This window comes from Francisella sp. 19S2-4 (assembly GCF_036281795.1).
Classification (GTDB): Bacteria; Pseudomonadota; Gammaproteobacteria; order Francisellales; family Francisellaceae; genus Francisella.
The window spans coordinates 1-25,951 of sequence record NZ_JAWUZH010000018.1 but is presented as its reverse complement, the minus strand read 5'-3'; the positions used below and the strand labels follow the sequence as shown (position 1 = coordinate 25,951).

The following is a 25,951-nucleotide window of genomic DNA, read 5'->3' as shown; positions in this document are numbered from 1 at the left end:
TATGTCCGCTCAAGATAAATTAAAAAATTTAGCTCCTCGACCTAAAATAGCCGTGCATAAATTTAGCTCATGTGATGGTTGTCAGCTTGCTTTAATAAACGATGCTGTATCACTTCTTACACTTGCTGAAATGGTTGATATTGTCCACTTTGCGGAAGCTGGTCCTCTTGATGAATTTGCCGAAGTTGATATTGCATTTATCGAAGGTAGTGTAAACACTCATCACGATATTCATCGTTTAGAAAAAATCAGAGAAAAAGCAAAGTATGTAATATCTATAGGTGCTTGTGCTGTAGCTGGAGGTATCCAAGCTCTAAGAAACTTCACAAATGACGCTGAGCTTTTAGAATGGCAAAAAGCTGTATATCCGCAAGAGACTCAAGTAATCATCGATGAAGATCTACCAACTGCTAAGGCTATCAAAGAGTATGTAAATGTTGATTTTGAAATATCTGGTTGCCCTATAACTACAGAGCAAATACTTAAGGCTATCCGTCAACTACTCTTTGGTGTAGAACCTGAGAAAGTTGTTGATCCTGTTTGTACAACTTGTAAGCATGCTGGCGTTACTTGTGTAATGGTAGCTAAAGGTGAGCCATGCTTAGGCCCTGTAATCGCAGATGGTTGTGGTGCGATATGTCCAAAACTTGGACGTGGCTGTTACGGTTGCTTTGGGGCATCTAAATATGCCAACCTAGGGGCAATGACACGTAAGCTAAAAGAGTTAGGATTATCAGATAAACAAATTCATGATAAATATAGATTTATCAGTAGCCAAGATGATGTATTTAAAAAGGCTGGAGTATAGTTATGAGTAGAGAAACAGTTATAGAAGTGCCTATTTTAGCCCGTGTTGAGGGTGAAGGTGCTTTAGATTTAAGAATTAAAGATGGCAAAATAGATAAGTGTGATCTAAGGATCTATGAACCACCACGTTACTTTGAGAAATTCCTCGAAGGTAGAGAACCAAATGCAATTATCGATGCTGTAGCGCGTATTTGTGGTATTTGCCCTCTTGCATACCAAGCAGGCTTCTCAAGAGCTTATGAGAGTGCTTTTGATATTACTAGAACTCAGTGGATAGATGATATGCGTCTACTAATGTTCTTAGGTGAGTGGATAGAATCACATTATCTACATGTGCATTTATTAGCGGCGCCTGACTTCTTAGGCTATAGATCTGCTATTGAAATGGCAAAAGACTATCCTAAAGAAGTTGTCCGTGGTGTTAAGTTACAACACTTAGGTAATGATATTCTTAAACTACTAGGTGGTAGATCTGTTCATCCTAATGGTATGAAGGTTGGTGGATTCTACAAAGCTCCTTTAGTTAAAGAAGTTCATGCGTTAATCCCTAAAATGAAAGATGCTCTAAAAGAAGCTAAAGATGTTGTTGAGTGGGTATCGACACTATCATTCCCAGATACAACTATTCCATTTAAGATGGTAAGTTTATCTCATCCGACTGAGTATCCTGTATTTGGCGATGATGTAATCACTAGTGATGGCGAAAAATTCCATATCAGTGAGTATGATGATCATTTCAGAGAGTTCCATGCTGTACAGTCTACAGCTTTACACTCTACCACTGTTGATGGTCAGCCTATACTTTTAGGCCCTCTTTCTAGGATCAACCTAAACTTTGACAAACTACCTAAGCATATTCAACAGATGGCTCATGATACTGGTGTTAAATGGCCAAGTAGAAATATGTTCCACTCAGTAGTTGCTAGAGCTATAGAGGGATATTGGGCTATTGAAAGAGCATTGCAAGTTTGTGAGAACTACTCATATTCAGATACTCCATGTGTTGACTATAAGGTCAAAGCTGCTGATGCTTGGGGTGCTGTAGAGGCTCCTCGTGGTATCCAAATCGACCATATCAAGGTTAATGATCAAGGTTTAGCTGAGAAAATCAGAATCTCAGCTCCTACATCGCAAAACCTACCTTGTATAGAAGCTGACTTACGTATGGCTCTAGAAAACTTTGGTTTGGACAAACCTGAAGATAATATAAGACTACATGCTGAGATGGTTATTCGTAACTATGATCCTTGTATCTCATGCTCTGCTCATTTCTTAACTTTGAATATTGATAGAGCTTAGACTAAATAATTTATCTAACTGTTTGATTAAAATTATTAAGATTTATAAGTTTATATTATAATCAATCTAATTTTTGCTAATACAAAGCACATTAGTAGTGAAAATATTAACTATGTTTAGAATTTAAGGAATTTATATGAGAAAAAATATAACTATTTTCTCTATACTAATCTTAGCGTTACTGTTATTCCTAGCAACTCAAGATCTTAAAATGCTTAGTATGATTGGTATTGCCTTTATGCTAGGTCTTAGACATGGATTTGATGCTGATCATATCGTAGCTATAGATAATGTAACTAGGCAACTAATTACTAAAAATAGAGCTAGTTTCAGAACTGGATTATTTTTTGCCCTAGGTCATTCAACAATTGTCTTCTTGCTTACTCTACTAATAGTTATCGGCTTTAGCTTTGCAAGTATTGAAAAAACTAGTGCTTTAGATATTGGAGCCTTTTTTGGAACTATTGTATCAGCTGTATTTTTGCTACTAACAGGTACTATGAGTCTTCTCTCTCTAAAGAAAATGCTCAAAAATAAAGCTTGTGTAGCTCATGATCACACATCAAACTCTGTACTAGCAAAGCTTTTTAGACCTCTAATAAAAATTATAGATAGACCATATAAAATGTATTTTGTTGGTTTCTTATTTGGTTTAGGCTTCGATACTGCCACAGAGATAGCTCTTTTGGGCATGGCTGCTGCTAATGTGCTAAATGGATTATCTATTTGGTATATTATGCTGCTACCTATCTCATTTGCTTTAGGAATGATTATAGTAGATTCTATAGATGCTGGATTAATGTCAAAAGTTCTAAGCTTCAATTCGAAAGAGCAGAGATTTTATCGTTATAACATCATAATTTTATGTATTGTTATAGCAGCAGCTTATATTGTTGCATTATTTGAGCTATTAGGCTTATTAAATACAAATATTGCTACTATTAATATGATTACAGGTTTTGTCGATAACTACTCATCTACTATTGGATTAACTTTAGTGATGATTTTCTCTGTATTTTTTGTGTTTAAATTTGTAAATATATATTCTAAAAGAAAAATTAAATAATACCCTATAGGACAGCACAATGTGAGCTATCTCTACAAAAGTATATTTATCATAAAAGGGAAAAAATGAAACAAAAGACTCTAATTCTTGGTATAGGTTCACCATTTGCTGATGATCAATTTGGCTGGTTTGTCGCAGATAAACTTACTGATATTATAAAAGAAAAAAATATCCAAAATGTAACTATAGAAAGTGCTGACAGACCTGGATTAAACTTACTGACATATTTAGATAGTAACTACGAAAAAGTTATTCTTATAGATGCTGTATATGCAAAAGTCACACCTGGAACAGAATTCTACTTTAAAGCAAAAGATATTTTAAGTTTTGGTGGTTTTTTATCTTCACATAGTGTTGGGGTTGCACCATCTTTGGCATTAGCTGATGCTATCGGAATGGATATTAGCAATGTTGAGTTTTATGGAGTAGAAGGTCAAAGAATATTTGAAAAGGATGATGTACTTTCTGATGTTGTGAAAAGTAAAATAACTACTATGGTAGAAAATATTATCAAAGATCTAAAAATATAGATTTTATCCTCTATAAAACCCTGCTCTAAAAGCCAAAGGAAATTCTACTTTGTATACTTGCTCATCTAATATCTTTCTAACTTTTGTAAAAAATTCACTATCGACATTTTTTGAGTAATCCCTAAAAAATCCCCAAGTACTAAAGAATTTAAATAGCTGATCTGAATCCCAACTTAGCTTAAGAGTTATCTTTGGAGTATTTTTAACTTCCTCAAATGGAAAGTATAAATCTTTATATTTATTTAGATGTATTAATGATCTTTTAGACCACTTATCTCCGATTAAATCTTTAATCAAATTTAACTTCTCTACTGTTTGGGGATCTGATGACTCTGGAAATGAATAGCTCCAAAAGCAAACAAAGGCATTATTATTAAGATGTCTAATTAGAGAATCCAGACAGCCCTCTTGATCAAACCAGTGCGCAGCAGTAGCAGAAATCACTAAATCAAACTTAAAATCAAAAGTTATATCTTTAGCATCCATTTGTAAGTATTTAATATTTGGATTTTTATATGCACATATAATTTGATTTTCACTTATATCAATAGCATATATATTAGAATAAAAACTTGCTAGTTTAATAGCTGCTTGACCATTCCCAGTACCAAGATCCAAAACATTATTTGCCGCTGGCTTTATAGATTTAATCCATTCAAAGATTTCTTTTGGATATTCTAGCCTATACTCTTTATATTCATTTGCTTCGCTATCAAACTCATTATTAATATTATTTAGCAACATTCAAAAACTAGATTTTTTAGTACAACTAATTTCAAATATAACTATAAAAACTAGGGGATACAATTACTAAAGCTAAGAAACTTCTAGTAATATATTTTCTTCCAACGTTAATGCTTAATTTCAGATAGTAATATCCATAATTTTGATTATTTTTAATTGTTAAATATACCAAGTAAAATAGTCTCTAGTTTGTATTTAAATAAATAGAAAAACAAATAAAATGAAAGCAATTATATATAACGATAAGAATGATGTTTTTGAAAATGCTGAGATAAATATCCCTAAAATAGAAAATTCTACTGATGTTTTAGTGAAAGTTAAAGCTGTAGGACTAAACCCCGTTGATGCAAAAATTAATCAGTGGTTTTCCATGGTTGAAAATTCTCAATCAACTTGGGTTGGTGGTTTAGTATGTGGTGAAATCATCGCTACTGGCTCTGATGTATCAAAATGGAATAAGGGAGATTTGGTTCTTTATCATGGTGATATGATGCGTGCTAATGGAGGTTTTGCAGAATATGCAATCCATGACTCTCGTACACTAATGAAAGCAAGTCAAAAATTAACTCCTGCTGAACAAGCAAGCATACCATGTGCCGGTTGGACAGCATATAGAGCTATGCTGGAGAAGCTTAATATTACTCAAGGAGATAGTGTCTTTATATCTGGTGGTTCAGGTGGTGTAGGTAGCTTTGCTGTTCAACTAGCTAAAAATGCTAGAGCAAAATATGTAGTTGCAAGCTGCTCTGAGAAGAATTTTGAGTATGTTAAATCTTTAGGTGCAACTCATGTAATAAGCTATAATGATAAGTCTCTAATTGAGAAAGTTTTCGACTATACAGATGGTTATGGTATTGATAAATTGTTAAATACTTCTGGAAGAAGTACTGATATTGCTTTAAGTGATTTACTTGCTTTCAATGGACATTTTTTAGAACTTCTAGATATCGTAAGACCTACAGAATATCATGATGTATTTATGAGAAATTTATCTTTTCACCAATTAAGTTTAGGAGCGGCTCATCGATATGGTGGAGACAAAGCAAAAAAACAACTTACAGAAGCTGGTGAAAAGATGTTGAGCCTTGTTGAGAATGGATCTATAAAACTTCCTTTAATAAATACTATTTCTATCCAAGAAGTGCCAGAGACTCTAAAAGAAATGCGTAAAGCTCATACTAAAGGAAAATATGTATTAGTTTTATAAAGCTGATATACAATCTCTAATGATCTATTCTATAACATATTAAGAAAACAATGCTAAATAGTCATCATAATACTTTTGTGCTGAAGCCGTAGAATCATTAATTAACTTAATATCTTGTTGAGGGTGTGGTATAGAAAAGAAAGCAAAAGAAGCTCTTTCTTTAGTCATTTTCTTATCAAGGTTGACACGATGATCACAAGCTGTGAACTTACCATTACTCCAATAGTTCATAAAATAGCCATTAAAAATAGTTACTTTATCACTAGCAGGTATTTTCTGCCATTGTCCTTGAGAGTTTTTATACTCTAGACCTTCACTTGTCCCAAATGGAAAAATTGTAAAAAGAGAAATGTCTGTATGCTCTGTTAAGCGAAGTGGCTCACTAAGCATTTCACCTTCAACTTCAGGATAGAAGTTACATGAAACCATATGAGCCATATTTTCATAAATATCACTTAGTATTTTAGAATTTAAAGATGAAATTACAGCTTTTTCTATTAATTGAATTTGTTTATAAATACAACTCCATTGATCTAACAAAAACTCTTTAAATTCTATAGGAAAGCAACTAGATTCATGTAGATTTGATAACACAAATGAATGTAATAAGTCAGTTGCCCCCTGATTTGTACTATCTTGTTGCCCTAAATAAGAATAACCATCAAACCCCTTAGAAAAGTTTTTTTGCAAATATTTATCTTTGTAAGATTTTTCTCGTAATATAAAACTTTTTAATGAATTAGCTAAATTTTCGTATCCTGATAATGCTGGAATATCTGTAACACAACAGCCTTCTTTGATTAGTAGATCAAACTGATCTTTAGTTAAATTCATCAGATAAAATTCTATTTTTATATTTGTTGGGTACGATAATATCTGAATAAAGAAAAATTACAATTTTTAAAAGCAGCAATTCTTTTAATTTCATATTAAAACTTAGTTTTGCTTTAAGCTTTAATAGTAAACATAACTGCTCGTATGCCATATGCCTTTGCTACATTTAGAAGAGAGTATATAATCAAATTAAGATTACTCTATAAAGCATCTTTCATGTATTGTTCTAAAAAAGTTAAACTTAGTCACATAGCTCTAATTATAAAGAGTCTAGAAGATACGGAAAATTTCTACTCAAATATACTTGGTTTTGAAAAAATATATAGACCAAATTTTAAATCTAAGGGTTTGTGGTATAGAGTTGGAGACTTTTATTTGCATTTAATACTATCAAAAACAATGACTAAACCATTTATAGATCCGATAAATCAAACAGCTCAAACACACTTTGCGATAGCCTTGACAGATATTGATTATTCAAAACTTCTAGCAAAATTAAAATCTTTACACATTAAAATAATAAGTGAAGAGTTTAGTAAAGAAACAGAAACTAGACAAGCTTTTTTCTACGATCCAAGCTTTAATATGATTGAAATAAATGATGAGTTAAAGAAAAATTACAATTTATGAAAACAGCAGAGTTATAAAATACTTATTTACTTCTTTTTAAACTCTGTTGGGGTTTTGCCTGTCGTTTTTTTGAAACGATGGATAAAAGCACTATCACTAGAATATCCTAAAGCCTGAGCTACTTGTGTTGTAGAAGTATCTTGGGATAACAGTGAAATAGCCTCTAATATTTTTACCTGCTGCTTCCATTGTTCAAAAGTCATACCGACATGTTTTTGAAATAATCTAGTTAGTGTTTTACTACTCATTGCAAAATACTTTGCTACCTGATCAATCAAAAGAGCTTCAGATAAATTCTTTATGATATATTTATAAATAGACTTTATAATATCTACGTTCGGTATTTCTAAAATATAGTTTTGTTGTTTTGCTAAGTTTAATTGATCTATTAGTACAGTTATTATATTTTTTTGCTCTATCGTTAGGTGTCCCTCAAACTTACAGGTTTCAAGAATCAACTCACGTAATAAAGGAGAGATTGAAATAACCTGTGGTGTTTTAGGTAATTTATCCAATTTCTCTTCGCAAAAATAGACACTTCGAAAATCCACTGGATTTTGACTTAATGTACTATGAAGTATATTACCTGGTATCCATATTGCATTTGTTGGAGGTACTAAAAATATCCTTTCTGAAACTTGTGCTTCTATTATTCCTTTAGAACAATACATTAGCTGTGCTTCTATATGTTGATGAGCTTCATCCAAAAATGGTTTTCCATCATGACTAATACCAAACACAGGAGATTCACTCTTTATAAGGGAAGGAGGAATTTTATCAATCATTAAATGTCCATAATTATACATAAATAGTCTATATTATTATATTATGACAAGATTAATCCTTCTACAATATTTAGCAAAAACTAGCTAAAGCTTTTAGGAGAGTATCATGAAAGAATCTATCGCAGATTATCAAGTAATAATTATTGGTTGTGGTCCAGCTGGTGCAGCTGCAGCTATAGAACTAGGCATGCAAAATATCAAAACTCTAGTTCTTGAGAAATATAATACCCCTTTGCTTAGCCCACGAGCTCAATATCTTAACTCAAGGACTGTTAGCTTATTAAAACGTTGGGGAGTCCTTGATAATTTATCAAAAGAATCTCTACTTGGTAATGATTTTCCTCAAAGGACTATATGGCAGAATGATTTAAAATCTAATCCTATCGCAGTTGGTAATGTAAAGTCCAAAGGCCTACGTATCCCTCTTTATATTACAGAAAATATATTAAGGCAAAAACTTTCTGATTTTCCATCTGTAACTTTACTAAAAAATCATGAAGTTGTTGATGTTGAGGTATTAGATGATACAACAAAAATATCTGTTATAAATGAAAATAATCTACATTGCTCACTCTCATCAAACTATGTTATTGCTTGCGATGGCGCAAATAGTATAGTCCGTCAAAAATGTAAAATTCCTTTTCTAGAGCTAGGCCCTAAAAGACAAATGCTAAGTATTTTATTTAAAACCAATAATCTAAAATCAAAAATTAAAAATCTTGGCATGATGCACCTATGCCTAACTAAACATGGTGCTGCTGCAATTGGTCCTATAGATCTAAGAACTAAAGAGGAAACATGGTATGCACAAATCCCATATCCCTTTAAAGAATTGCCATCAAAAGAGCAAGCTGATGAAATACTTGATGAAGTTGCAGGACTTAAAATTGAGAAAAATATAATTAATTATCATCTATGGCAGATGCAGGTCCAAATAGCAGAGTATTTCACTTATAATCAGAAAGTATTTCTAATTAGCGATAGTGCTCATGCATTTGCACCCACCGGTGGATTTGGCTTAAATACAGGTTTTGGTGATGTTACTAATCTTTGTTGGAAAATTGCATCCGTAATTCATAAGCAACAAAACTCTAATATTTTATCAACCTATGAATCTGAGCGTAGACCTGTTGCTATACATAACTTACATGCTGCTGAACAAAATGCTCAAGATAGAGTACTTGAAAAAGGTAGTATTCAGAAACTCGCAGAGATTTCTGATAAACAAGTTAATGCTAGACATATAACTCATGCTTACGCTTATTTATATAGTAGTCTTACAAAACTAAATAGATTACAACCTCTAGATGAGATAAAGAAAAATAATGACTATATAGCTCATACAGATCCAGGTTACTTTCTTCCTGAAGTTTTTATTAATAAAAAGTCTATTTATGAGATGTTATCTCGCACTCAATGGAGCTTACTAATTATTGGTAATCATAGTATAGATACTAACCTACTAGATAAAATTTCTATATTAAAGCTTCCAGAAGATACATATCCTCATAAGTATATCCTTCTTAGACCAGATTGGCATATAAGTGCAACTTTTGAAAATCTACCAGAAAATATCTCTTTACCTTATAATCAAATCTCTTAATCTTATTTAAAAAACTGAGTTTTATAGTAAATACCCCTCTTTTATCTATCTATAACAAAATGTCTATAATTATTTATAAATAGTCTAATAAACGATATTAGGACATAAATAATTGTTCTAAAATATATAGTACATGATTAGCTAAAGTTCTTAAAAAAATCATGAAAACCAAATTCGCAACAGTATCTTATTTTAGACCTATTTCTATAAAAAATAATGGTTCTAATATACATAGAGATATAGCGAGTAAATAAAGAAATACAAAAATCTATCTATACAGAAGTTTGATCAAATGTTTCCCAAGTATAGATAACTAAAAACAAGAAATTCCAAATAACAAGGAGCATCCAATGAAAAAATATATACTCACATTAGTTATTAGCCTAGCTTCTCTTATGCTAATTTCAACAAATAGTTTTGCAAGTGCTAATGACTTAAGTAATTGTAACCTTAAAAAATTTCAAGTAGTTCAAAACCTATACTTATATCTTAATTCTTCTAAATTCAAGAACCCTAAAATACAAGACTTTAAAAAATTCTTTAATCCAAATGTCAAAATGACTACTGATGATGTGGTTCTAGCTACAGGATATGACCAGTTTGAAAAGCATTTTGTTATGCTTAACAAGAACATTACAGAAATGAGCTTTAGTAACTTCCGTTACTTAAGTCAAAATAGTCATAATTTAATATTTAAATATAATATGGATGGAAAATATAAAAGCGCTGATTTTAAACTTCTTGATGTAGCATCTTTTGATTTTGATAATAAATGTCGCATAGTTAGCTGGAATGAGGTCGCAGCTACAAATATACCTCTTGATATCAATTCAATAAAAGTTACAAAATAAACTTAATCAACAGAAATTCTCTTATACTTAATCTTCGTAATAGCATCATACTTATCACCAAGTCGACGTTTTTTATCTTCGATATAAGCATCATAGTTACCTTCAAACCAAACTACTTCACTATTACCCTCAAAAGCAAGCATATGTGTAGCTACACGGTTTAGGAACCATCTATCATGCGAGATAACCATAATACAGCCAGGGAAAGCTAAAATAGCTTCTTCAAGTGCTCTTAAAGTCTCGACATCTAGATCGTTTGTTGGTTCATCAAGTAGGATAACGTTACCACCACTTCTAAGTAGTTTAGCAAGATGAACACGGTTTCTCTCACCACCAGATAGTTGAGAAATATATTTCTGCTGATCTGCACCTTTGAAATTAAATCTACCTACATACTGGCGTGATGGGATTGTATATTTACCAACAGTGATTACATCTAAGCCATCTGCAATCTCTTCCCAAACAGTTTTATTATCATCTAAAGCATCACGAGACTGATCTACGTAAGCTAGATGCACTGTTTCACCAACTTCTATACTACCACTATCAGGAGTCTCTTGACCTGTTATCATTTTAAAATATGTTGATTTACCAGCACCGTTAGCACCAATAATACCAACAATAGATCCTGCTGGAACTTCCATATTTAGATGATCAATAAGCAATCTATCATCAAATGATTTAACTATATCTTTGACTTTGATTACATTTTTACCAAGTCTTTCCCCTGGTGGAATATATAGCTCTTGAGTTTCATTACGCTTTTGGAACTCTTGTGAACTTAGCTCGTCAAACTTAGCAAGTCTTGCTTTTGATTTTGCTTGACGACCTTTAGCATTTTGACGAACCCACTCTAACTCATGCTGTAAAGCCTTACGATGAGCAGTTTCACGCTTTTCTTCTATTTCTAAACGCTTCTCTTTTTGCTCTAACCATTCTGTATAGTTACCTTTGAATGGAATACCTTCACCACGGTCTAACTCTAAAATCCACTCAGCAACATTATCTAAGAAATATCTATCATGTGTAACCGCGACCACAGTTCCTTTGTACTCTGCTAAGAATTTCTCAAGCCAAGCAACAGATTCTGCATCTAAGTGGTTAGTAGGTTCATCTAAAAGTAGAATATCAGGAGATGATAATAGTAGTTTACATAAGGCAACTCGACGTGCTTCACCACCAGATAGTTTAGTAACATCAGTATCCCAAGCTGGTAGGCGTAGAGCTTCTGCAGCAACTTCTAACTTACGCTCTATTTCCCACGCTCCAGCAGCATCTATAGCATTTTGTAATTCACCCTGCTCTTCAAGAAGTTTTGCCATTTCATCATCAGACATTGGCTCACAAAATTTCATACTGATTTCATCAAATCTAGTAAGCATATCCTTTAAATGTCCAAGAGCCTCTTCAACATTACCTCGTACATCTTTCGTTTCATCTAACTTTGGTTCTTGTGGTAAGTAACCTATTTTCACACCCTTACGTGGAGCTGCTTCACCGACAATCTCAGTATCAAGACCCGCCATAATTTTAAGTAGCGTTGATTTACCAGAACCATTAAGACCTAGTACACCAATTTTTGCACCATCAAAAAAAGATAATGATATATCTTTTAGGATATATTTGTTAGGTGGCACAACTTTACCAACCCTATGCATTGAGTATATATATTTTTCAGCCATGAAAATTATTTTTTGAAATTTTAAGATAAAGAAATTATAACAGATATAACTTATAAAAATGAGATGTTGGTATTATTTTTCATAACCAATATATTCAATAGAATTATCAGTTACTTCAAATTTAAATATCACTAATCTAAATCTAAAAAGAAACATGCCCTCAGTGATATTATCTTCTTTTACTCTTCTAACAATTTCTTCTTCTAATGATTCATTCGAATATCTACATAAATCAAAGTTATTTGTAAAATCCGAATAGAGCTTCTCAAAATTTATGGTTTTCATAATTATTTACTTGGTAAGATCTGTATGTTTTTAATATACATTATGAATAATATTATCTCTATTAAAATTCTCAAAGTTAATTTGCTAAATCAATGTATGGTAATATTAATTATATAGTTGCTAAGTAACTATTTAGGAGAGATATTATGGCTCGTATAGTAATTATTGGTGCTGGCATTGGTGGCGTACCAATGGCATATGAACTAAAAGAAGCTATTAGCAATGATCATGAAATAATTTTAGTTTCTAATGGTGATAAGTTTAATTTTGTTCCATCTAATCCTTGGGTAATGGTGAATTGGCGTTCTAGAGAAGATGTTGAGTTTACTATTACTGATTATATAAAAAAAGCTGGAATAAATTTTATACCTGTTGGTGTAAAAAAACTCTATCCTGATGAAAATAAACTTGTACTTTTTAATGATAAAGAAATAACTTATAATTACTTGATAATTGCAACAGGCCCTAAGTTAGCTTTTGATGAAATTGAAGGTATGGGACCAGATTTATATAGTCATTCTGTATGTACTGTTGATCATGCAGCCAAAGCAGCATCCGACTGGGATAAAGTACTCAAAAATCCTGGGCCTGTAGTAGTAGGTGCGGCACAAGGAGCATCATGCTTTGGACCTGCTTATGAAACTGCTCTAATAATGGATACTGATCTAAGAAAGCATAATATTCGTGAACAAGTGCCTATTACTTTTGTCACTTCTGAACCATATCTAGGACATCTAGGTTTAGCTGGAGTTGGAGACTCGCCAAAGCTTCTAGAAGAAGAGTTTAAAAAACGAAATATCTATTGGATTTGTAATGCTAAAATCACAAAAATAGATACTGAAAACATCTATATTGATGAGTATGATAGTAATGGTAATTTGAAAGAGCAACATACTATCAAAAGCATTTTTAATATGATTCTTCCTTCATTTAAAGGAATTGATGCTTTTGCTAATATTGAAGGCTTAGTTAATCCTAGAGGCTTTATTATCATTGATAAGCATCAAGCAAATCCTAAATATCCAAATATTTATTCATTAGGTGTTTGTGTCGCTATCCCTCCTGTTGAGAAGACTATAATCCCTACAGGGGCTCCTAAAACTGGATATATGATAGAGTCAATGGTTACTGCAATAGCTAGTAATCTAAAAGCAGTTTTAAATGGTGAGGAGCAGCATACTCAAGCTACTCTAAATGCTGTATGTTTTGCTGATTTTGGTGATGGTGGAGTTGCCTTTGCTGCCATCCCTCAATTTAAGCCTCGCGAACATGATTGGTATTATGAAGGTAAACTAGTTCACTATGCTAAAGTTGCATTTGAAAAATACTATACTTACAAAATAAAACATGGCATTAGTGAGCCATTTTTTGAAAAAATAATGATGCGTATGTTAGGAATAGAAAAAGTAAAAGATGACGAAATATCCAAATAATAGATTCTCAAACCCTCCTGGTAGCCCTATACGCAAAGGAGGAGGTAAAGATCTTTTAAAATTTATTTTTTCTTCGATGTTTAATAAACATGAAGAAGATTTTCCCAAAGATCATGTTTTAGAAAAACAACGAGCTTTAGAGCAATTAAATAATGCTAGTAATTATAGTATCACTTGGTTAGGTCATGCTGCTTTTTTGATTAGGCTTAATGATTATTTCATTGTTACAGATCCATTTTTAAGTAAAAATGCTGGGCCTGGATTTTTAGGCCCCAAAAGGGAAATATACTCTCCTTTAGATATAAATCAACTTCCAAAAATTGATGTTATTATAATAAGTCATAATCATTATGATCATCTAGATTCAAAAGTTATAAAGAACTTTCCTAATAAAGAAAATGTCAAAGTAATAGCGCCTCTAGGGCTTAGTAGTTTTTTTATTAAAAGAGGTTTTAAAAATGTAACCGAAATGAACTGGTGGCAACAGATTTATATAGGCGGTATTACTATAGGTTGTTTACCGTGTGTTCATTTTTCTGGTCGTAGCTTATTTGATAGAAATAAAACTCTATGGGCTAGCTTCTCAATTAAAGATAAAAACAAGAAAATATGGTTCTCCGGAGATACTGCTTATGGAGAAATATTTAAAGAAATTAATAAAAAAGAATCATCTTTTGATCTAGCTTTGATAGGAATAGGTGCATATGAACCTCGTGATTTTATGAGATCAGTACACGCAACACCAGAAGAAGCAATACAAATAGCTAAAGATATCAAAGCAACCAAAACTATAGGCATGCATTGGGGTACTATCAGACTTACTCCGGAACCTTTTTTTGAACCTCCGAAAAGATTTAAACAAGCTGCTATAGATCAAAAATATGGCGATGACAATGCTTTAATTTTAAAAATTGGTGAAACTATAAATATATAAAAAAATTATTAATTATCAAATAATAATAAAACACAATTAATTGCTATTATAAACATAAGAATCCCTGTTAAACGCTCTAGCCACTGCCAAACAGCAACCTTTTGAATGAATCTCCTTAAGAAAACACCAGATATCGTCAAAAAAGAAAACCAGACTAAACTTGCAAGTCCTGCACCTATCATAAACTCTATTTTTAAAATATTTGTACTATAGTTAGATGCTACTCCTCCCAAAAGCACAACAATATCTAAAATAGCTTGAGGATTAAGTAGGCTAAAAGACATACTTAAAATTAAAACTTTGATAAAGCTAAATCGATAAAAGTTTTCATCTAATATTTTTTTATTCAAAAATGATGACTTTATTGATAACCATCCATAATAGACTAAGAAAATAACTGCAAAAATAAGTAATATAGGGCGTACAATTGGAAGATACTTAACCATAGTTGTAGTTAGTAAAACACTAAAAAGTATCAATATAACATCACAACAAAAACAAATTATTGCTGTGCTAATAGCATAATTTTTTTTGATAGATTGCTTTAAAACAAAAATATTTTGTGCTCCTATTCCTAAGATTAGAGATAATCCCAAACTAAATCCCGATATAAATGCCATTATTAAATCCTTTAAAATATTTGTGAAATAGAACTTTAGCATAGCGCTTAACATTAGTATAATTAATAAATATTATTTATTATTAGAGTTTTTAATAATTATGATTGACTATAAGTCTATTCAAGCATTAAAAAAAGTCATTGAACTTCAAAGTTTTGAACTTGCTGCAAGTAAGCTATGTATTACTCAATCAGCAGTATCTCAAAGAATAAAATCTCTTGAGATTAAATTTGGTGCTCCAGTTTTAATAAGAGTTCTTCCCTACAAAGTAACAAAATTAGGTCAAGATTTATTAAGTCATTTAGCAAAAGTAGAATGGTTAGAATCGAGTTTCTTAAAAGAAAAGCAAATCACGGAAATTAATAATTTACATATTTCTATCGCAATAAATCAAGATAGTTTAGATACATGGTTTATGGATGTACTAGAGATTATAAAAACTCCTAATTTAATAAAATTTAATCTCAAAACATTTGATCAAGAGATGACACATAAGTTATTACAAAAAGGGGAAGTCCTATCATGTATTAGTACTATGGAAAAAACATTTACTGGCTGTTGTATTGAGAAGCTTGGTGAAGTCGATTATCTACTAGTGTGCTCTCCTGATTTTTATAATCAATATTTCAAAAAAGTTAAAAATAATCATAATGCTTGGATTGAAGCTCTTGAACAAGCACCATCTCTACTTTTTAACCAATATGATCAGCTAAACTTTAGATTTATGGATAAGTTTTATAACTTCCAAGCCAATATAGATAACTGCCACATTATCCCTTCAGTAAAAGGTTTCAAACAAATGTGTCTCAAGAGTAAGGGATATGCACTCTTACCAAAGCCTGACATTCTAAATGAGATAACAAATAATAAACTTATTATTTTAGATCACAAAAATATTTGGAAAATGCCATTGTTCTGGCATTACTGGGATTTACCTGATGATATATACCATAAAGTTATTACAGATATGATTTCAAAAAGTAGACAAATACTATTAGAAATAAGTAATTACTCTATTTAACCATAAATTTCTTTTATATTATTAACGACAATTTGATGGTAAATATGATTTCTGCGAATTTAGAAATGTATTGCTGCACACCCAATTGATCGTAGCCCCTGTAGCCATATTATTAGCTGTAACGCTATATTGAGGAGTGAGTACTATACTTCCATAATCTGCTATTGTTATATAAATCGCATCGGCAGATGCATTCCAATAAGTAGAGTAACTAGTTCCTGAAACGCTCCCTGATGGTAAATTTTCAAAGTCAGAATCTGATAGATTAAGAGTATTTCCATTTTCTAATATATAGTCATAAACCTGCTGCTTAACAGGGTCTTCTTGGCCTAATATATCAGCTATTTTTGCTCTTGTTGTATAAGCAGAATACATTGGTATTGCTATAGCTGCTAATATAGCAATAATAGCTATCACTACCATTAACTCCACAAGAGAAAATCCCTTATTTGTTTTCATTAATTCACCTTTTATATATTTTTTAAAAGCATTTTCATTATACTATGTCTAAAAAATATTTAATACAGGCTCTATCTAATTTAAATTTAGTAGTTTTAAATCTTAATTATACTTAAGTACAAATATATGACTATTTTTATAAAGTACATTAACTCCTATAATTAAACTAATAAATGACAATACGCATAAGATGCTCACCATAAACCCAATAGATGGACTCATACTAGACGCGATTATGCTTACCAAGAAAATCCCACTCATTTGCATTGATCCAAAAAAAGCGCTTGCAAAACCTTTCATATTATCAAATAAACTTAAAAGATTTGCGACAGAGATTGGTGTAACAATACCTGCTGCTAAGAAAAAGATAGCAAGAACTATAATAAGATCTATCAATCCAATAAGCTTCAAGAAGTCTAATATTACTAAAACTATCGATGAGCAAAACATCATAAATAACCCCAGTAAAATAACATTTTCTTTTTCCATGTACTTAAGTAATAGCATTGATGTTAAAAAGCGTGAAATAATTATCATCATTAATAACATTGTTGAGATTACCCCAAAGGCTGCTGATGTTAGCTGATAATCATTAATCAATACAAAAGATCCAATCACATCAAAACAAATCCCTCCAGATAAACCTGTAATAATAAAAATTAAATAGACCCAAAACATTCTAGTTTTTGCGATAATTAGATAGTTATTCGCTAAATACTTGATATTCATTGCACTAGGGTTTTTATTTTTATTTGTTTCAGGTAGTAAAAAAATTACTGAAATAATTAAAGTAATTGCAAAAATAAGCATAAAAATAAAGCTACTATGCCAACCAAAATGGAACTGTAAAACCCCTCCTATAAGAGGAGAAATAGCTGGAGCTACTGCAAAAAAGATGCTCATCCAAGCAATTGCTTTTAAGAAATGCTCCTTTGTAAAAGAATCTTGTACAAGTGTTCTAGCTAATGTTATTAAAGCTCCTGCTCCTAATCCTTGTATTGCTCTTCCTAATATTAAAAATATAATTGACTGTGACAAAATGCAAAATATTGAGCCACACGCAAATATTATACCTCCAATTAATATAAATGGTTTTCTACCATATTTATCAGATGCTGGGCCATATATAAGTTGAGATAATGACATCATAATAAAAAAACTTGATACCGTCATTCGAGCTAATGACGAATTTGTATCGAAATAGCTTGTAATAGCAGGCAAAGAAGGTGTAAACATCACAGCACCAAAGAAATATCCACCTCCTAAAGCTATTGTAAAAATAGTTAGCATCACAATACCGATAGGTTTTTTTCTAACAAATCTCATAAAACCACCATTAAACTGAACAAATGATCAACAATACTACCACTAAATGATCGATCGTTCAATAGAAAACAATATAAGTTTTCTGATATACTGTTTAAAAGCTAAAAATAAAACTTAAATTTATGGAAGCAAAAGCTAAAAAAAATAATACTCTTAAAAAAATTATTAAATCAGCAAAAATTTTATTTCTTGAGAATGGCTTTAATGGTACATCTATTAGAGATATTGCTAAAAAAGCTAATGTACAAAGCTCTTTAATTTATCATTACTTCTCAAATAAAGTTGATTTATGGAAAGTAGTTAAAGAATCTTTAATAAACCCAGAAAACTTTTCTTCGATAAATGAATGTATTAAACAGGATAAATTCGAAGATTTTGTAAAAAAACTAGTAGAAGCACGATTTAATATTCATGCTAGTAATCCAGATATGCTAAAAATTTTAGATTGGCAACGTTTAGAAAAAAATTCTTCTCTAACTGGAATTAAAAATCAGGAAAACTTTGCATCTTTTGATCAGCTAGAAGAAAGAATTAAGCATTTTCAAGAAGCTGGACAATTATCAAAAGATTTTTCTGCTAAATATGTTCTTTTATTTATTTCAGCTGCAACACTTGCCCCATTTACACGTTCATATGAGCTTGATAAAGATATATTAGAAGAGAGTGATTTTGTTAAAACAACCACAACCTTACTATTAAAAGCTTTTAAAAAATAATTTATATTACCTAAAGAAATATATGTATATAATTTAAAAATATAAAGTAAGTACTATGTAGTTTTTAAAATGAAGAAACTCGCTATAACTATATCATTCATGCTATCTATTACTCTTGGTTATTCAAATAATCATTTTGGTAATAATCTAAAAGCATGTGGAATGACTTTTGAACCTATAAATCTAGAAAATACTGCGAATTGGAAAAATAAAGGCTTCAAAAATAATGCCCAAAGTAAACTAATACCAACTAAAAATAGTATTCAATTTAGAACTACTAATAAAGAATATACTATTGCTCCTATAACTAAAAATATTGCTGAATCTCTACCACCTATTGGTAAGTGGATGATAGTAAATACTAAAGGTTACAATGAAAAAGACTTACCAAAAAATATTGCTGCTGCTTGGGTATATTGGCGTGGGGAGAAAAACTTTATTATAAATGGAGTATCTCAGCCTCAAGACTATACTGTTGAGCCTATAAACACTATTTTTATATTAAATGGGTTTACAAATGCACAACAAGCTAATAATTATCTAATAAATATGGTTAATAAGCTTGGATATTCTAATACAGACTCTATAAACCATAGTGGTGGTTATGGAGTATATTTTAACAATAAGCTATACCCTCAACTATCTGGAACCCCTACAAATACAAATCAAAGTAATATTCCTTTTACATTTGAGAAAGACTATAGTAACTATGCTGATCACTTTAGGCTTCTTGGTCCATATATAGAGGAGCAAAATAATACTAAAAAATTTATCTATGCAATATCAATATCTCGAGAATCTCCATGGTTTAAGTCAAATGATATAAATTGTGGTAATTTATATATTTCATTTAATCAAGCTAGAAATGATTTAATTACAAATATAATAAATAAATTACCCGAAGTTAAAATATACTCTGCATCCTTAGATAATTATATAAAATCAGATAATACTAAAAATACATCTAATACCGGAGATCATATTAAAGATAAAAGTTTTGTGAATATATTTGTAATTAAGGATTAGTTTAACGGAAATATTATACTTTTATAGCTCTTAGCTGTACTTTCAAATCAGAAGCAGTATATATAGAATCAAAAATAGTTTCTGATGTTATATCTGCTCTAATCTTTACTATAAAACATAAATCCCTCGCTTTTTTATTAAACTTATGAAGAATACTAACTTTACTATTAACCTCTAATAATCTCATTTCATAGCCCAATTTAAGCTCTAAGTCTTGCCAAAGATTTTTAACTAAAGTTTTTATATCCTCTTTATATATCTTATTGATAACATGACTAAGATTAACTTCTTGTATTAAACAATCTCCATATTCTGCTTTATAATGAGTTTTTATTACTGATAATAGTCTATTTATTTTATCATTCTCTTGAATTATACAATATCTACGCATAACTAACTCCTATCTTATAAATTACTCTTTTAAGCCTAGAAAAATAAATTTAGAAAGAATCTATTAATCATCTCTATTTATTTTAATTAGTGCCTTATTTTTTCACCTTGTATTTAAAAATATATCATATTTTTTACTAAAGTGAAGATAAAATACACTTTTTTATAAATATATTATTGATTGCTTAGCATAATAATTTTATAATTAGATAAAACTCGGAATCCGTTATTAAATTATGTTTAAGTATTCTAAAGACCTAAAACCTACTCTAAAAAAGATAGGAATGAAGCAAAAAGAATTAGCTGAAATCCTAGGTAAAAGTGAAAGAACTATTAAACATTGGGTTGCAGGTGTTAACTCTCCAGCATACGATACCCATTTAGAGGTAATGAAAATATTAGGTATAGATGAGTCAGCCATGGATAATATGACTATCAAAGCACCTGTATTATCATATGTTCAAGCTGGTGAATTTACTGAGTCATCTTACGAAGAAGATCCTATAAGATACATCAATTTACCAACGAATATGATACCTAAAAATGGCTTTTTATTAGAGGTCAAAGGTAATAGTATGCATTATGACTATAGTGATAAACAAAGACTTGATAAAAAATATGCAAAGTATTCCCTAGATGAAGGAGAGACTATTATTGTTGATCCTAACGATATAAATATCATGAATCTAGTTGGAAAAGTTGTAGTAGCTAAGAACTCTGACGGCGCTACAGTTAAACTTGTATATGTCGAAGATGGAAAATTATGTTTAATGCCTCTTAATTCAGATTTTCAAAATAATGATGAAATAAAACAACCTTCTGAAGCTGAAATTATTGGCAGAGTTGTTAATGTTTTTAGAAATTTTTAATTTTGATTTTAATAAAAAAAATATTATTAAATATTTCTTGCTAAAACAATAAGAGTTAAACCAAGAATATAAGTTATAAACATTAGTACTATTAGCTTATTTGTTCCTTTAGGAGCTTTAGCAAACTCTTTCCAAATAAATACTCCCCAGAATGCTGCTATCATCGTAGCACCTTGGCCTAAACCATACGAAATCGATGGTCCAGCAATACCAGAAGCTATAAAATTAAGACAAGAACCAACTCCCCAAATTACACCTCCTAAAATACCTATGATATGTAACCAAGGTGTGCCTTGTGAAAAATAGTCTTTAAAATTAAGTTTTTTACCAGAGATTGGAAACTTAATCATCCAACCATTGATAACAAAGTTAGATATAAAAATACCTAAAGCAAATATAAAACTAGCAGTATAAGGTGTCATTAAACCAGCTTGAGGAGTAACAAAATCACTAGATATTGACTTTATAACTAATGGATAGAAAAAGCCCATTAAAATACCTGATATTATAGAGACTATAAAACCTTTTAGCATATTCTTATTTTTATTATCAGAAATACGTTTATATATAATTGCATCAATAATAATTGCAGCAAGAACACTTAAAACACCTAAAAATAGTACTACAGGCTGACCTAAAGGAGTCGCTATATAATTTGTAATAACTCCTATAACTAATGCTAAACCTATTGCTAATGGAAACGCTACAGACATTCCAGCTATATCAATAGCAGCAACAAGAAGTATATTAGCTAAATTAAAAACTACACCTCCCATAAAAGCATAGAAAAAGCTTGCCGATGATGCCTGAGATATATCACTAAAGAAAGATCTTCCTTCAGTACCAAAACTTCCCATTGTTATGGCTAATATAAAAGAAACTATCAAAATTCCTAAAGCATAATCCCAATAATATTGCTGAAAAGGCCATTCTTTTGTTGACAGCTTTTGTGTATTTGCCCATGATCCCCAACATAGCATAGTCACTATACAAAAGAATACAGCAACACCATATGAGTGTAATATAACCATTTTAAATCTCCAATCTACTATTATATTTTTTCTTCTAAATAAGTATTTAATTTTTCTAAAGTTGGAGCTGAGTTTTCTGCTCCTGCCACAGTTACAGCTAATGCTGAAGCTATATTTGCTATTTCTATAGATTTTTCTATAGAGAAATCTTTATCTAAGCAAAAAGCTAAAACACCATTAAAAGTATCTCCTGCAGCGGTTGTATCTACAACATCTACTTTTCTAGTAGGAAAAAGCTTTTGCTCTTGGGTGTCACTTTTTGATAATAAAGCTCCTTTTTCACCCAAAGTTATGATTACAGTTTTTACACCTTTTTTATGTAGCTCTTTTGCTGCTTGTTTAGCTGTTTCAATATCTTTAACCTCTACGCCAGAGAGAATAGAAGCTTCTGTCTCATTAGGAGTCAATATATCAACCTTTTGTAATAGCTCTTGAGGTAACTCTCTCGCAGGAGCTGGATTTAATATAAAAGTTTGTTTATCAGTTAATTTACCAGCTAAATACTGAATTGTTTCTAATGGCGTTTCTAACTGAGTTAAAACTATTTTTGATGAGATTATTTGTTGTATATATTTATCTATGGTTTTTTGATCTAATTTAGCATTAGCACCCATTACAACATTAATAATATTCTGTCCTTTTTTATCTACAGAAATAAATGCTAGCCCAGTATTACTATTAGGATCTTGATTTATTGTTGATGTATCAAAACCAACTTTTTTATAAAATTCTAAAAGTCTATCACCAAAACTATCTTTACCAAGCTTAGTTATAAAATTTACATTTTTATCAAGTCTTCTTGCTGCTACAGCTTGGTTTGCACCTTTACCACCGCAGAATTCTTCGTAATCTTGGCTTATAATTGTTTGACCAGGTTGAGCAAGCTTGTCAACCTTTACAACTAGATCTCTATTTGCACTTCCTACTATAGATATCGACATATTTTTTAACTTTTATTATAAATGACCTATTATAAACTTTTATTAAATATAGCTCTATAGAATATATAATTAAAAATTTTTTTTACTTATTATGCTAAACTGAAAATACATATATTTTTTATATGACACAATCATAAGGAGCATTTATGAAAAAAATACCTTTAGGATTAACCGTTGCAATATCTGCAACACTCTTATCATCTTGTGGATCAAACCATAAAAATCAAACCTCAATAAACTCAGAAAACTTACAAAATGATTACTCCCAATCAAAAGAACAAGCTCAAGTAGAACAAACAGATCTAGCTTATTCTCTTCAAAGTTCGCCAAAAACAGTAGAATCAAAGCCTAAAGCTACATCATCAAACACATATCCTTTAAAGATAATAAATAATTCGAACGTCTCAGAGGATACATATATAACTGTTATAGATGGAACAAATATCTATAAAGTAGCAGATGATGGAAGTCTGAAAAAAGGTCCTTTGCTAAGTAAAGCTTATTTTCAAGATTATGGGAAAAATATTGGTCATAGTGGTGATTTTACAATAAAACTTCCTGATCCTTTTGTTTCAGGTAGAATCTATGTATCTGTTGGATATCCTTTAGGTGGTGTAGCAACAAATGCTCCTTTTTATAGTACATCATCTAGTGATAGTAATTACTATATGTCTCAAGTTGTTTATGATAAATTTGAACTTACATGGAAAGATAGTACCCTATATATTGATCCAACAAGCGTGGATTTTTTTAGTATTCCTCTAACTATGCAAAATCCTTCTCCTATAAAAGCTACAGATTTAAAAGAATCTGGATATCCTTTAGGAATGAGTCGTAAAGAAATTATTAAACAAGCAACTACAAACTTTACAACTGGAGTTTCTTCAGGAAGTGTAGCTACGTGGAAAGACTTAATATTCAATAATTCTGGATCAACTATCCGTATTATTAGTCCTTCAGGAATAGCAACATCCACAGGAGCAAATAATCCTCTTGGTTCTATAAAAAATATGGTAAATAAACCTGCCACTACAGGATCTAGTTACTTACTAGATTCTATAAAAACACCTAGTGGATCATCTTTTTATTTACAAAATTTAATTAGTTATTATGAAAGTGCTAGTAAACATCCTTTAGCTTTTGATGTAAGTCAACTATATAGTGCTAAATATCCTCAAACAGATATCTTCAAAAACGTTGTATATATTGCTGATGGAATCTCAAGTAATAGCAAATGTAGCCAACAAATAAATAGCTATGATTCAGAAGGTAAGCCAATATATGGAGCTTATGCTGATAGTAGTAGCTGTTGGAAATTTATACCAAAAGTTTGTAGTGACTTAAGTGATTTATCAAAATGTAAAGCTCCTACAACAGGCGATCAAGCTAAATTACAAAATGAATATATCCCTATGGATTACGTGAGTTCATTTGACTTCTTTAGTCCTGGTCAATGGCCTTTTGATAATAACAATATATTACCAACAGTGTATAAAACTGTTGATACTATCCAAGATAATCACCCAGCAAAAGGACTTATAGCAGAAGGATTATCGGCTCTTTTCTCAGCTGGATTATTACCTGTATCAAACTCAGATATAGAAAAAACAGCTATAAGTAAATCATCTTTAAATAAACTCGTTAACTCTAACAATGATATTTTATATAAAGATAACTCTGCAAATGGCCAATTAGAAGATAAAGGTCCTTGGTTTAGCCAATACTCTAAAGTAATACATTCTATTTGCTATGATAGTGCTACTAAAGCAGGTTGTACAACATCAACCTCAGCAGCTAATAGAAAATATCCTATAGTATACACTTTTGCTTTTGATGATTTCTTAGCGCAGGATGGTACTCTTACTAGTAATACAACTGCTAGCGGTAGTACTATCTCTGTAACTATTAATGATATGCAAGGATATCCTCAAACAACTCCAGGTAAAGCTCCTCGTCCAAGTATAAGTGTTGATACTCCAGCTGTTACTTCTGGATCATTAGAGACTTGTAAAACAGCACCAGCAGATGTTGGTACAGCTTCTAAAACTTGTAAATTATCAGCTACATTTACAACAAAGAACACTCCTACTGAGATAAAAGGCTATACTGTTAATGTATCTCCTATATCTACAGATAATGGCTCTCATTGCCAATATTTAACTGGGGCAAATGGTAATATCTGGGCTGGATGTGGAGCGGTAGCTGCCAGTGATATAACAAACTCAACTGTCACAAAATTATCAGGTCCTTCTAATGGAGTTTATACTTATAAAGTTACATCTGAAGTTCCTAGAGACACTTTTGAAAAAGTAGTTACAGGTGCAGTTTGGCAACATTGTACAGGTTCTACATCAAAAAATGAATTTAAATATTCTGTCATTGTCTCAGATGGCAAACAAACAATAGGTGCATTATCTCCAAACTCTTCTACTTTTTATAATATTTCTGGATGCGCTAGCCCAGCTTAAGTTATTATATTTTTTATTATATATATTCTAAATAAGTTATTTTTCAAACAATTTAAACTTATCGATTTATATATTTGCAATAAAAACCTTGTACAAAACAAATGTACACATAAAATTAAGCTCTTATATCTAGTTATCCAAATTTTATAAATTAAACAAGGAGTAAAAAATTGAGTTTACTTTTATTTATCTTATTAATTTTCTTAATAACCTTATTTTCTGGATTTATTTCTGGTGTTTTTGGTGGAGGTTCAGGACTTATTAATGTACCAGGGTTTTATTTACTTTTACATTATTTTTATCCCTCTAATGATCATTTAAAAGACTGTTGAATAAATCTTTCAATTTCTATGAATAGGAATATTTTTGCTATTTTTAGTAAAAACTTAGCCTT

27 protein-coding genes are annotated in these 25,951 nt (G+C 30.8%); 16 read left to right on the top strand and 11 right to left on the bottom strand.

All coding sequences use genetic code 11. The features are described 5' to 3' along the window. The first annotated feature begins 1 nt into the window (after window position 1). From R8535_RS05475 to R8535_RS05460, 4 genes are all read left to right on the top strand, one after another. Window positions 2–808 carry a sulfhydrogenase subunit delta gene (locus R8535_RS05475; RefSeq protein ID WP_329497224.1) on the top strand — a complete coding sequence of 269 codons (807 nt, stop codon included), beginning with the start codon at window positions 2–4 and terminating at the stop codon, window positions 806–808. A 2-nt stretch (window positions 809–810) separates the two neighbouring features. Beyond that, window positions 811–2,106 (top strand): Ni/Fe hydrogenase subunit alpha, encoded by a 1,296-nt coding sequence (locus tag R8535_RS05470; RefSeq protein WP_329497225.1) that lies wholly within the window; start codon window positions 811–813, stop codon window positions 2,104–2,106. A gap of 136 nt (window positions 2,107–2,242) precedes the next feature. Continuing rightward, entirely contained in the window at window positions 2,243–3,172 is a 930-nt protein-coding gene (locus R8535_RS05465; protein WP_329497227.1) for a HoxN/HupN/NixA family nickel/cobalt transporter, read from the top strand. Between the two features lie 65 nt (window positions 3,173–3,237). Then, window positions 3,238–3,702: a hydrogenase maturation protease gene (locus R8535_RS05460; RefSeq protein ID WP_329497229.1), complete on the top strand. Its 465-nt coding sequence runs from the start codon at window positions 3,238–3,240 to the stop codon at window positions 3,700–3,702. Window positions 3,703–3,705: 3 nt separating this feature from the next. Here R8535_RS05460 and R8535_RS05455 read toward each other — a convergent pair whose 3' ends face one another. Continuing rightward, window positions 3,706–4,446: a class I SAM-dependent methyltransferase gene (locus R8535_RS05455; RefSeq protein ID WP_329497230.1), complete on the bottom strand. Its 741-nt coding sequence runs from the start codon at window positions 4,444–4,446 to the stop codon at window positions 3,706–3,708. 220 nt (window positions 4,447–4,666) lie between these two features. Here R8535_RS05455 and R8535_RS05450 point away from each other — a divergent pair, with 220 nt between their 5' ends. Beyond that, entirely contained in the window at window positions 4,667–5,653 is a 987-nt protein-coding gene (locus tag R8535_RS05450) for a zinc-binding dehydrogenase (RefSeq protein WP_329497232.1), read from the top strand. Between the two features lie 39 nt (window positions 5,654–5,692). Here R8535_RS05450 and R8535_RS05445 read toward each other — a convergent pair whose 3' ends face one another. Then, window positions 5,693–6,487, bottom strand: a complete 795-nt coding sequence (locus tag R8535_RS05445; protein WP_329497234.1) for a 2OG-Fe(II) oxygenase family protein — start codon at window positions 6,485–6,487, stop codon at window positions 5,693–5,695. A 216-nt stretch (window positions 6,488–6,703) separates the two neighbouring features. Here R8535_RS05445 and R8535_RS05440 point away from each other — a divergent pair, with 216 nt between their 5' ends. Beyond that, complete coding sequence (locus R8535_RS05440) at window positions 6,704–7,117, top strand: VOC family protein (protein ID WP_329497236.1); 414 nt, start codon at window positions 6,704–6,706, stop codon at window positions 7,115–7,117. Between the two features lie 26 nt (window positions 7,118–7,143). Here the strand turns inward: R8535_RS05440 and R8535_RS05435 are convergent, their stop codons facing one another. Beyond that, window positions 7,144–7,857 (bottom strand): AraC family transcriptional regulator, encoded by a 714-nt coding sequence (locus R8535_RS05435; protein ID WP_329499491.1) that lies wholly within the window; start codon window positions 7,855–7,857, stop codon window positions 7,144–7,146. Between the two features lie 151 nt (window positions 7,858–8,008). Here R8535_RS05435 and R8535_RS05430 point away from each other — a divergent pair, with 151 nt between their 5' ends. Beyond that, entirely contained in the window at window positions 8,009–9,505 is a 1,497-nt protein-coding gene (locus R8535_RS05430; RefSeq protein ID WP_329497240.1) for an FAD-dependent monooxygenase, read from the top strand. Between the two features lie 350 nt (window positions 9,506–9,855). Continuing rightward, entirely contained in the window at window positions 9,856–10,356 is a 501-nt protein-coding gene (locus R8535_RS05425; protein WP_329497242.1) for a hypothetical protein, read from the top strand. Window positions 10,357–10,358: 2 nt separating this feature from the next. Here R8535_RS05425 and ettA read toward each other — a convergent pair whose 3' ends face one another. Further along, window positions 10,359–12,038: an energy-dependent translational throttle protein EttA gene (ettA, locus tag R8535_RS05420; protein WP_329497244.1), complete on the bottom strand. Its 1,680-nt coding sequence runs from the start codon at window positions 12,036–12,038 to the stop codon at window positions 10,359–10,361. A 72-nt stretch (window positions 12,039–12,110) separates the two neighbouring features. Beyond that, on the bottom strand, window positions 12,111–12,323 hold the full coding sequence (locus R8535_RS05415; protein ID WP_329497246.1) for a hypothetical protein: 213 nt from the start codon (window positions 12,321–12,323) through the stop codon (window positions 12,111–12,113). A 146-nt stretch (window positions 12,324–12,469) separates the two neighbouring features. On the opposite strand from R8535_RS05415, the gene R8535_RS05410 reads away from it, so the two are divergent. Further along, window positions 12,470–13,756 carry an NAD(P)/FAD-dependent oxidoreductase gene (locus tag R8535_RS05410; RefSeq protein WP_329497247.1) on the top strand — a complete coding sequence of 429 codons (1,287 nt, stop codon included), beginning with the start codon at window positions 12,470–12,472 and terminating at the stop codon, window positions 13,754–13,756. Beyond that, window positions 13,737–14,690 carry an MBL fold metallo-hydrolase gene (locus R8535_RS05405; protein ID WP_329497249.1) on the top strand — a complete coding sequence of 318 codons (954 nt, stop codon included), beginning with the start codon at window positions 13,737–13,739 and terminating at the stop codon, window positions 14,688–14,690. The genes R8535_RS05410 and R8535_RS05405 overlap by 20 nt, the downstream gene beginning before the upstream one ends. 8 nt (window positions 14,691–14,698) lie before the next feature. On the opposite strand, the gene R8535_RS05400 is transcribed toward R8535_RS05405, so the two are convergent. Then, window positions 14,699–15,310, bottom strand: a complete 612-nt coding sequence (locus R8535_RS05400) for a LysE/ArgO family amino acid transporter (protein ID WP_329497251.1) — start codon at window positions 15,308–15,310, stop codon at window positions 14,699–14,701. Between the two features lie 100 nt (window positions 15,311–15,410). Between R8535_RS05400 and R8535_RS05395 the strand changes: the two genes are divergently transcribed. After that, window positions 15,411–16,331: an ArgP/LysG family DNA-binding transcriptional regulator gene (locus tag R8535_RS05395; RefSeq protein ID WP_329497252.1), complete on the top strand. Its 921-nt coding sequence runs from the start codon at window positions 15,411–15,413 to the stop codon at window positions 16,329–16,331. Between the two features lie 21 nt (window positions 16,332–16,352). Here the strand turns inward: R8535_RS05395 and R8535_RS05390 are convergent, their stop codons facing one another. Further along, window positions 16,353–16,790: a pilin gene (locus R8535_RS05390; RefSeq protein ID WP_329497254.1), complete on the bottom strand. Its 438-nt coding sequence runs from the start codon at window positions 16,788–16,790 to the stop codon at window positions 16,353–16,355. 102 nt (window positions 16,791–16,892) lie between these two features. Then, window positions 16,893–18,116 (bottom strand): Bcr/CflA family efflux MFS transporter, encoded by a 1,224-nt coding sequence (locus R8535_RS05385; protein WP_329497256.1) that lies wholly within the window; start codon window positions 18,114–18,116, stop codon window positions 16,893–16,895. A gap of 122 nt (window positions 18,117–18,238) precedes the next feature. Here R8535_RS05385 and R8535_RS05380 point away from each other — a divergent pair, with 122 nt between their 5' ends. Beyond that, the gene (locus R8535_RS05380; protein ID WP_329497258.1) at window positions 18,239–18,832 is read left to right on the top strand and encodes a TetR/AcrR family transcriptional regulator; all 594 of its coding nucleotides are present in this window, start codon (window positions 18,239–18,241) and stop codon (window positions 18,830–18,832) included. Between the two features lie 69 nt (window positions 18,833–18,901). Beyond that, window positions 18,902–19,858: a hypothetical protein gene (locus R8535_RS05375; RefSeq protein ID WP_329497259.1), complete on the top strand. Its 957-nt coding sequence runs from the start codon at window positions 18,902–18,904 to the stop codon at window positions 19,856–19,858. A gap of 13 nt (window positions 19,859–19,871) precedes the next feature. Here R8535_RS05375 and R8535_RS05370 read toward each other — a convergent pair whose 3' ends face one another. Next, entirely contained in the window at window positions 19,872–20,249 is a 378-nt protein-coding gene (locus R8535_RS05370) for a normocyte binding protein 2b (RefSeq protein ID WP_329497261.1), read from the bottom strand. Window positions 20,250–20,484: 235 nt separating this feature from the next. Between R8535_RS05370 and R8535_RS05365 the strand changes: the two genes are divergently transcribed. Beyond that, window positions 20,485–21,117 carry a LexA family protein gene (locus R8535_RS05365; protein WP_329497263.1) on the top strand — a complete coding sequence of 211 codons (633 nt, stop codon included), beginning with the start codon at window positions 20,485–20,487 and terminating at the stop codon, window positions 21,115–21,117. A 26-nt stretch (window positions 21,118–21,143) separates the two neighbouring features. Here R8535_RS05365 and R8535_RS05360 read toward each other — a convergent pair whose 3' ends face one another. After that, the gene (locus tag R8535_RS05360) at window positions 21,144–22,148 is read right to left on the bottom strand and encodes a multidrug DMT transporter permease (protein WP_329497265.1); all 1,005 of its coding nucleotides are present in this window, start codon (window positions 22,146–22,148) and stop codon (window positions 21,144–21,146) included. Between the two features lie 20 nt (window positions 22,149–22,168). Beyond that, window positions 22,169–23,089: a ribokinase gene (gene rbsK / locus R8535_RS05355; protein WP_329497267.1), complete on the bottom strand. Its 921-nt coding sequence runs from the start codon at window positions 23,087–23,089 to the stop codon at window positions 22,169–22,171. Window positions 23,090–23,235: 146 nt separating this feature from the next. On the opposite strand from rbsK, the gene R8535_RS05350 reads away from it, so the two are divergent. Then, window positions 23,236–25,557 (top strand): beta-1,3-glucanase family protein, encoded by a 2,322-nt coding sequence (locus R8535_RS05350; RefSeq protein ID WP_329497269.1) that lies wholly within the window; start codon window positions 23,236–23,238, stop codon window positions 25,555–25,557. Between the two features lie 170 nt (window positions 25,558–25,727). After that, window positions 25,728–25,889 carry a hypothetical protein gene (locus R8535_RS05345; protein ID WP_329497270.1) on the top strand — a complete coding sequence of 54 codons (162 nt, stop codon included), beginning with the start codon at window positions 25,728–25,730 and terminating at the stop codon, window positions 25,887–25,889. Window positions 25,890–25,951 lie beyond the last annotated feature (62 nt).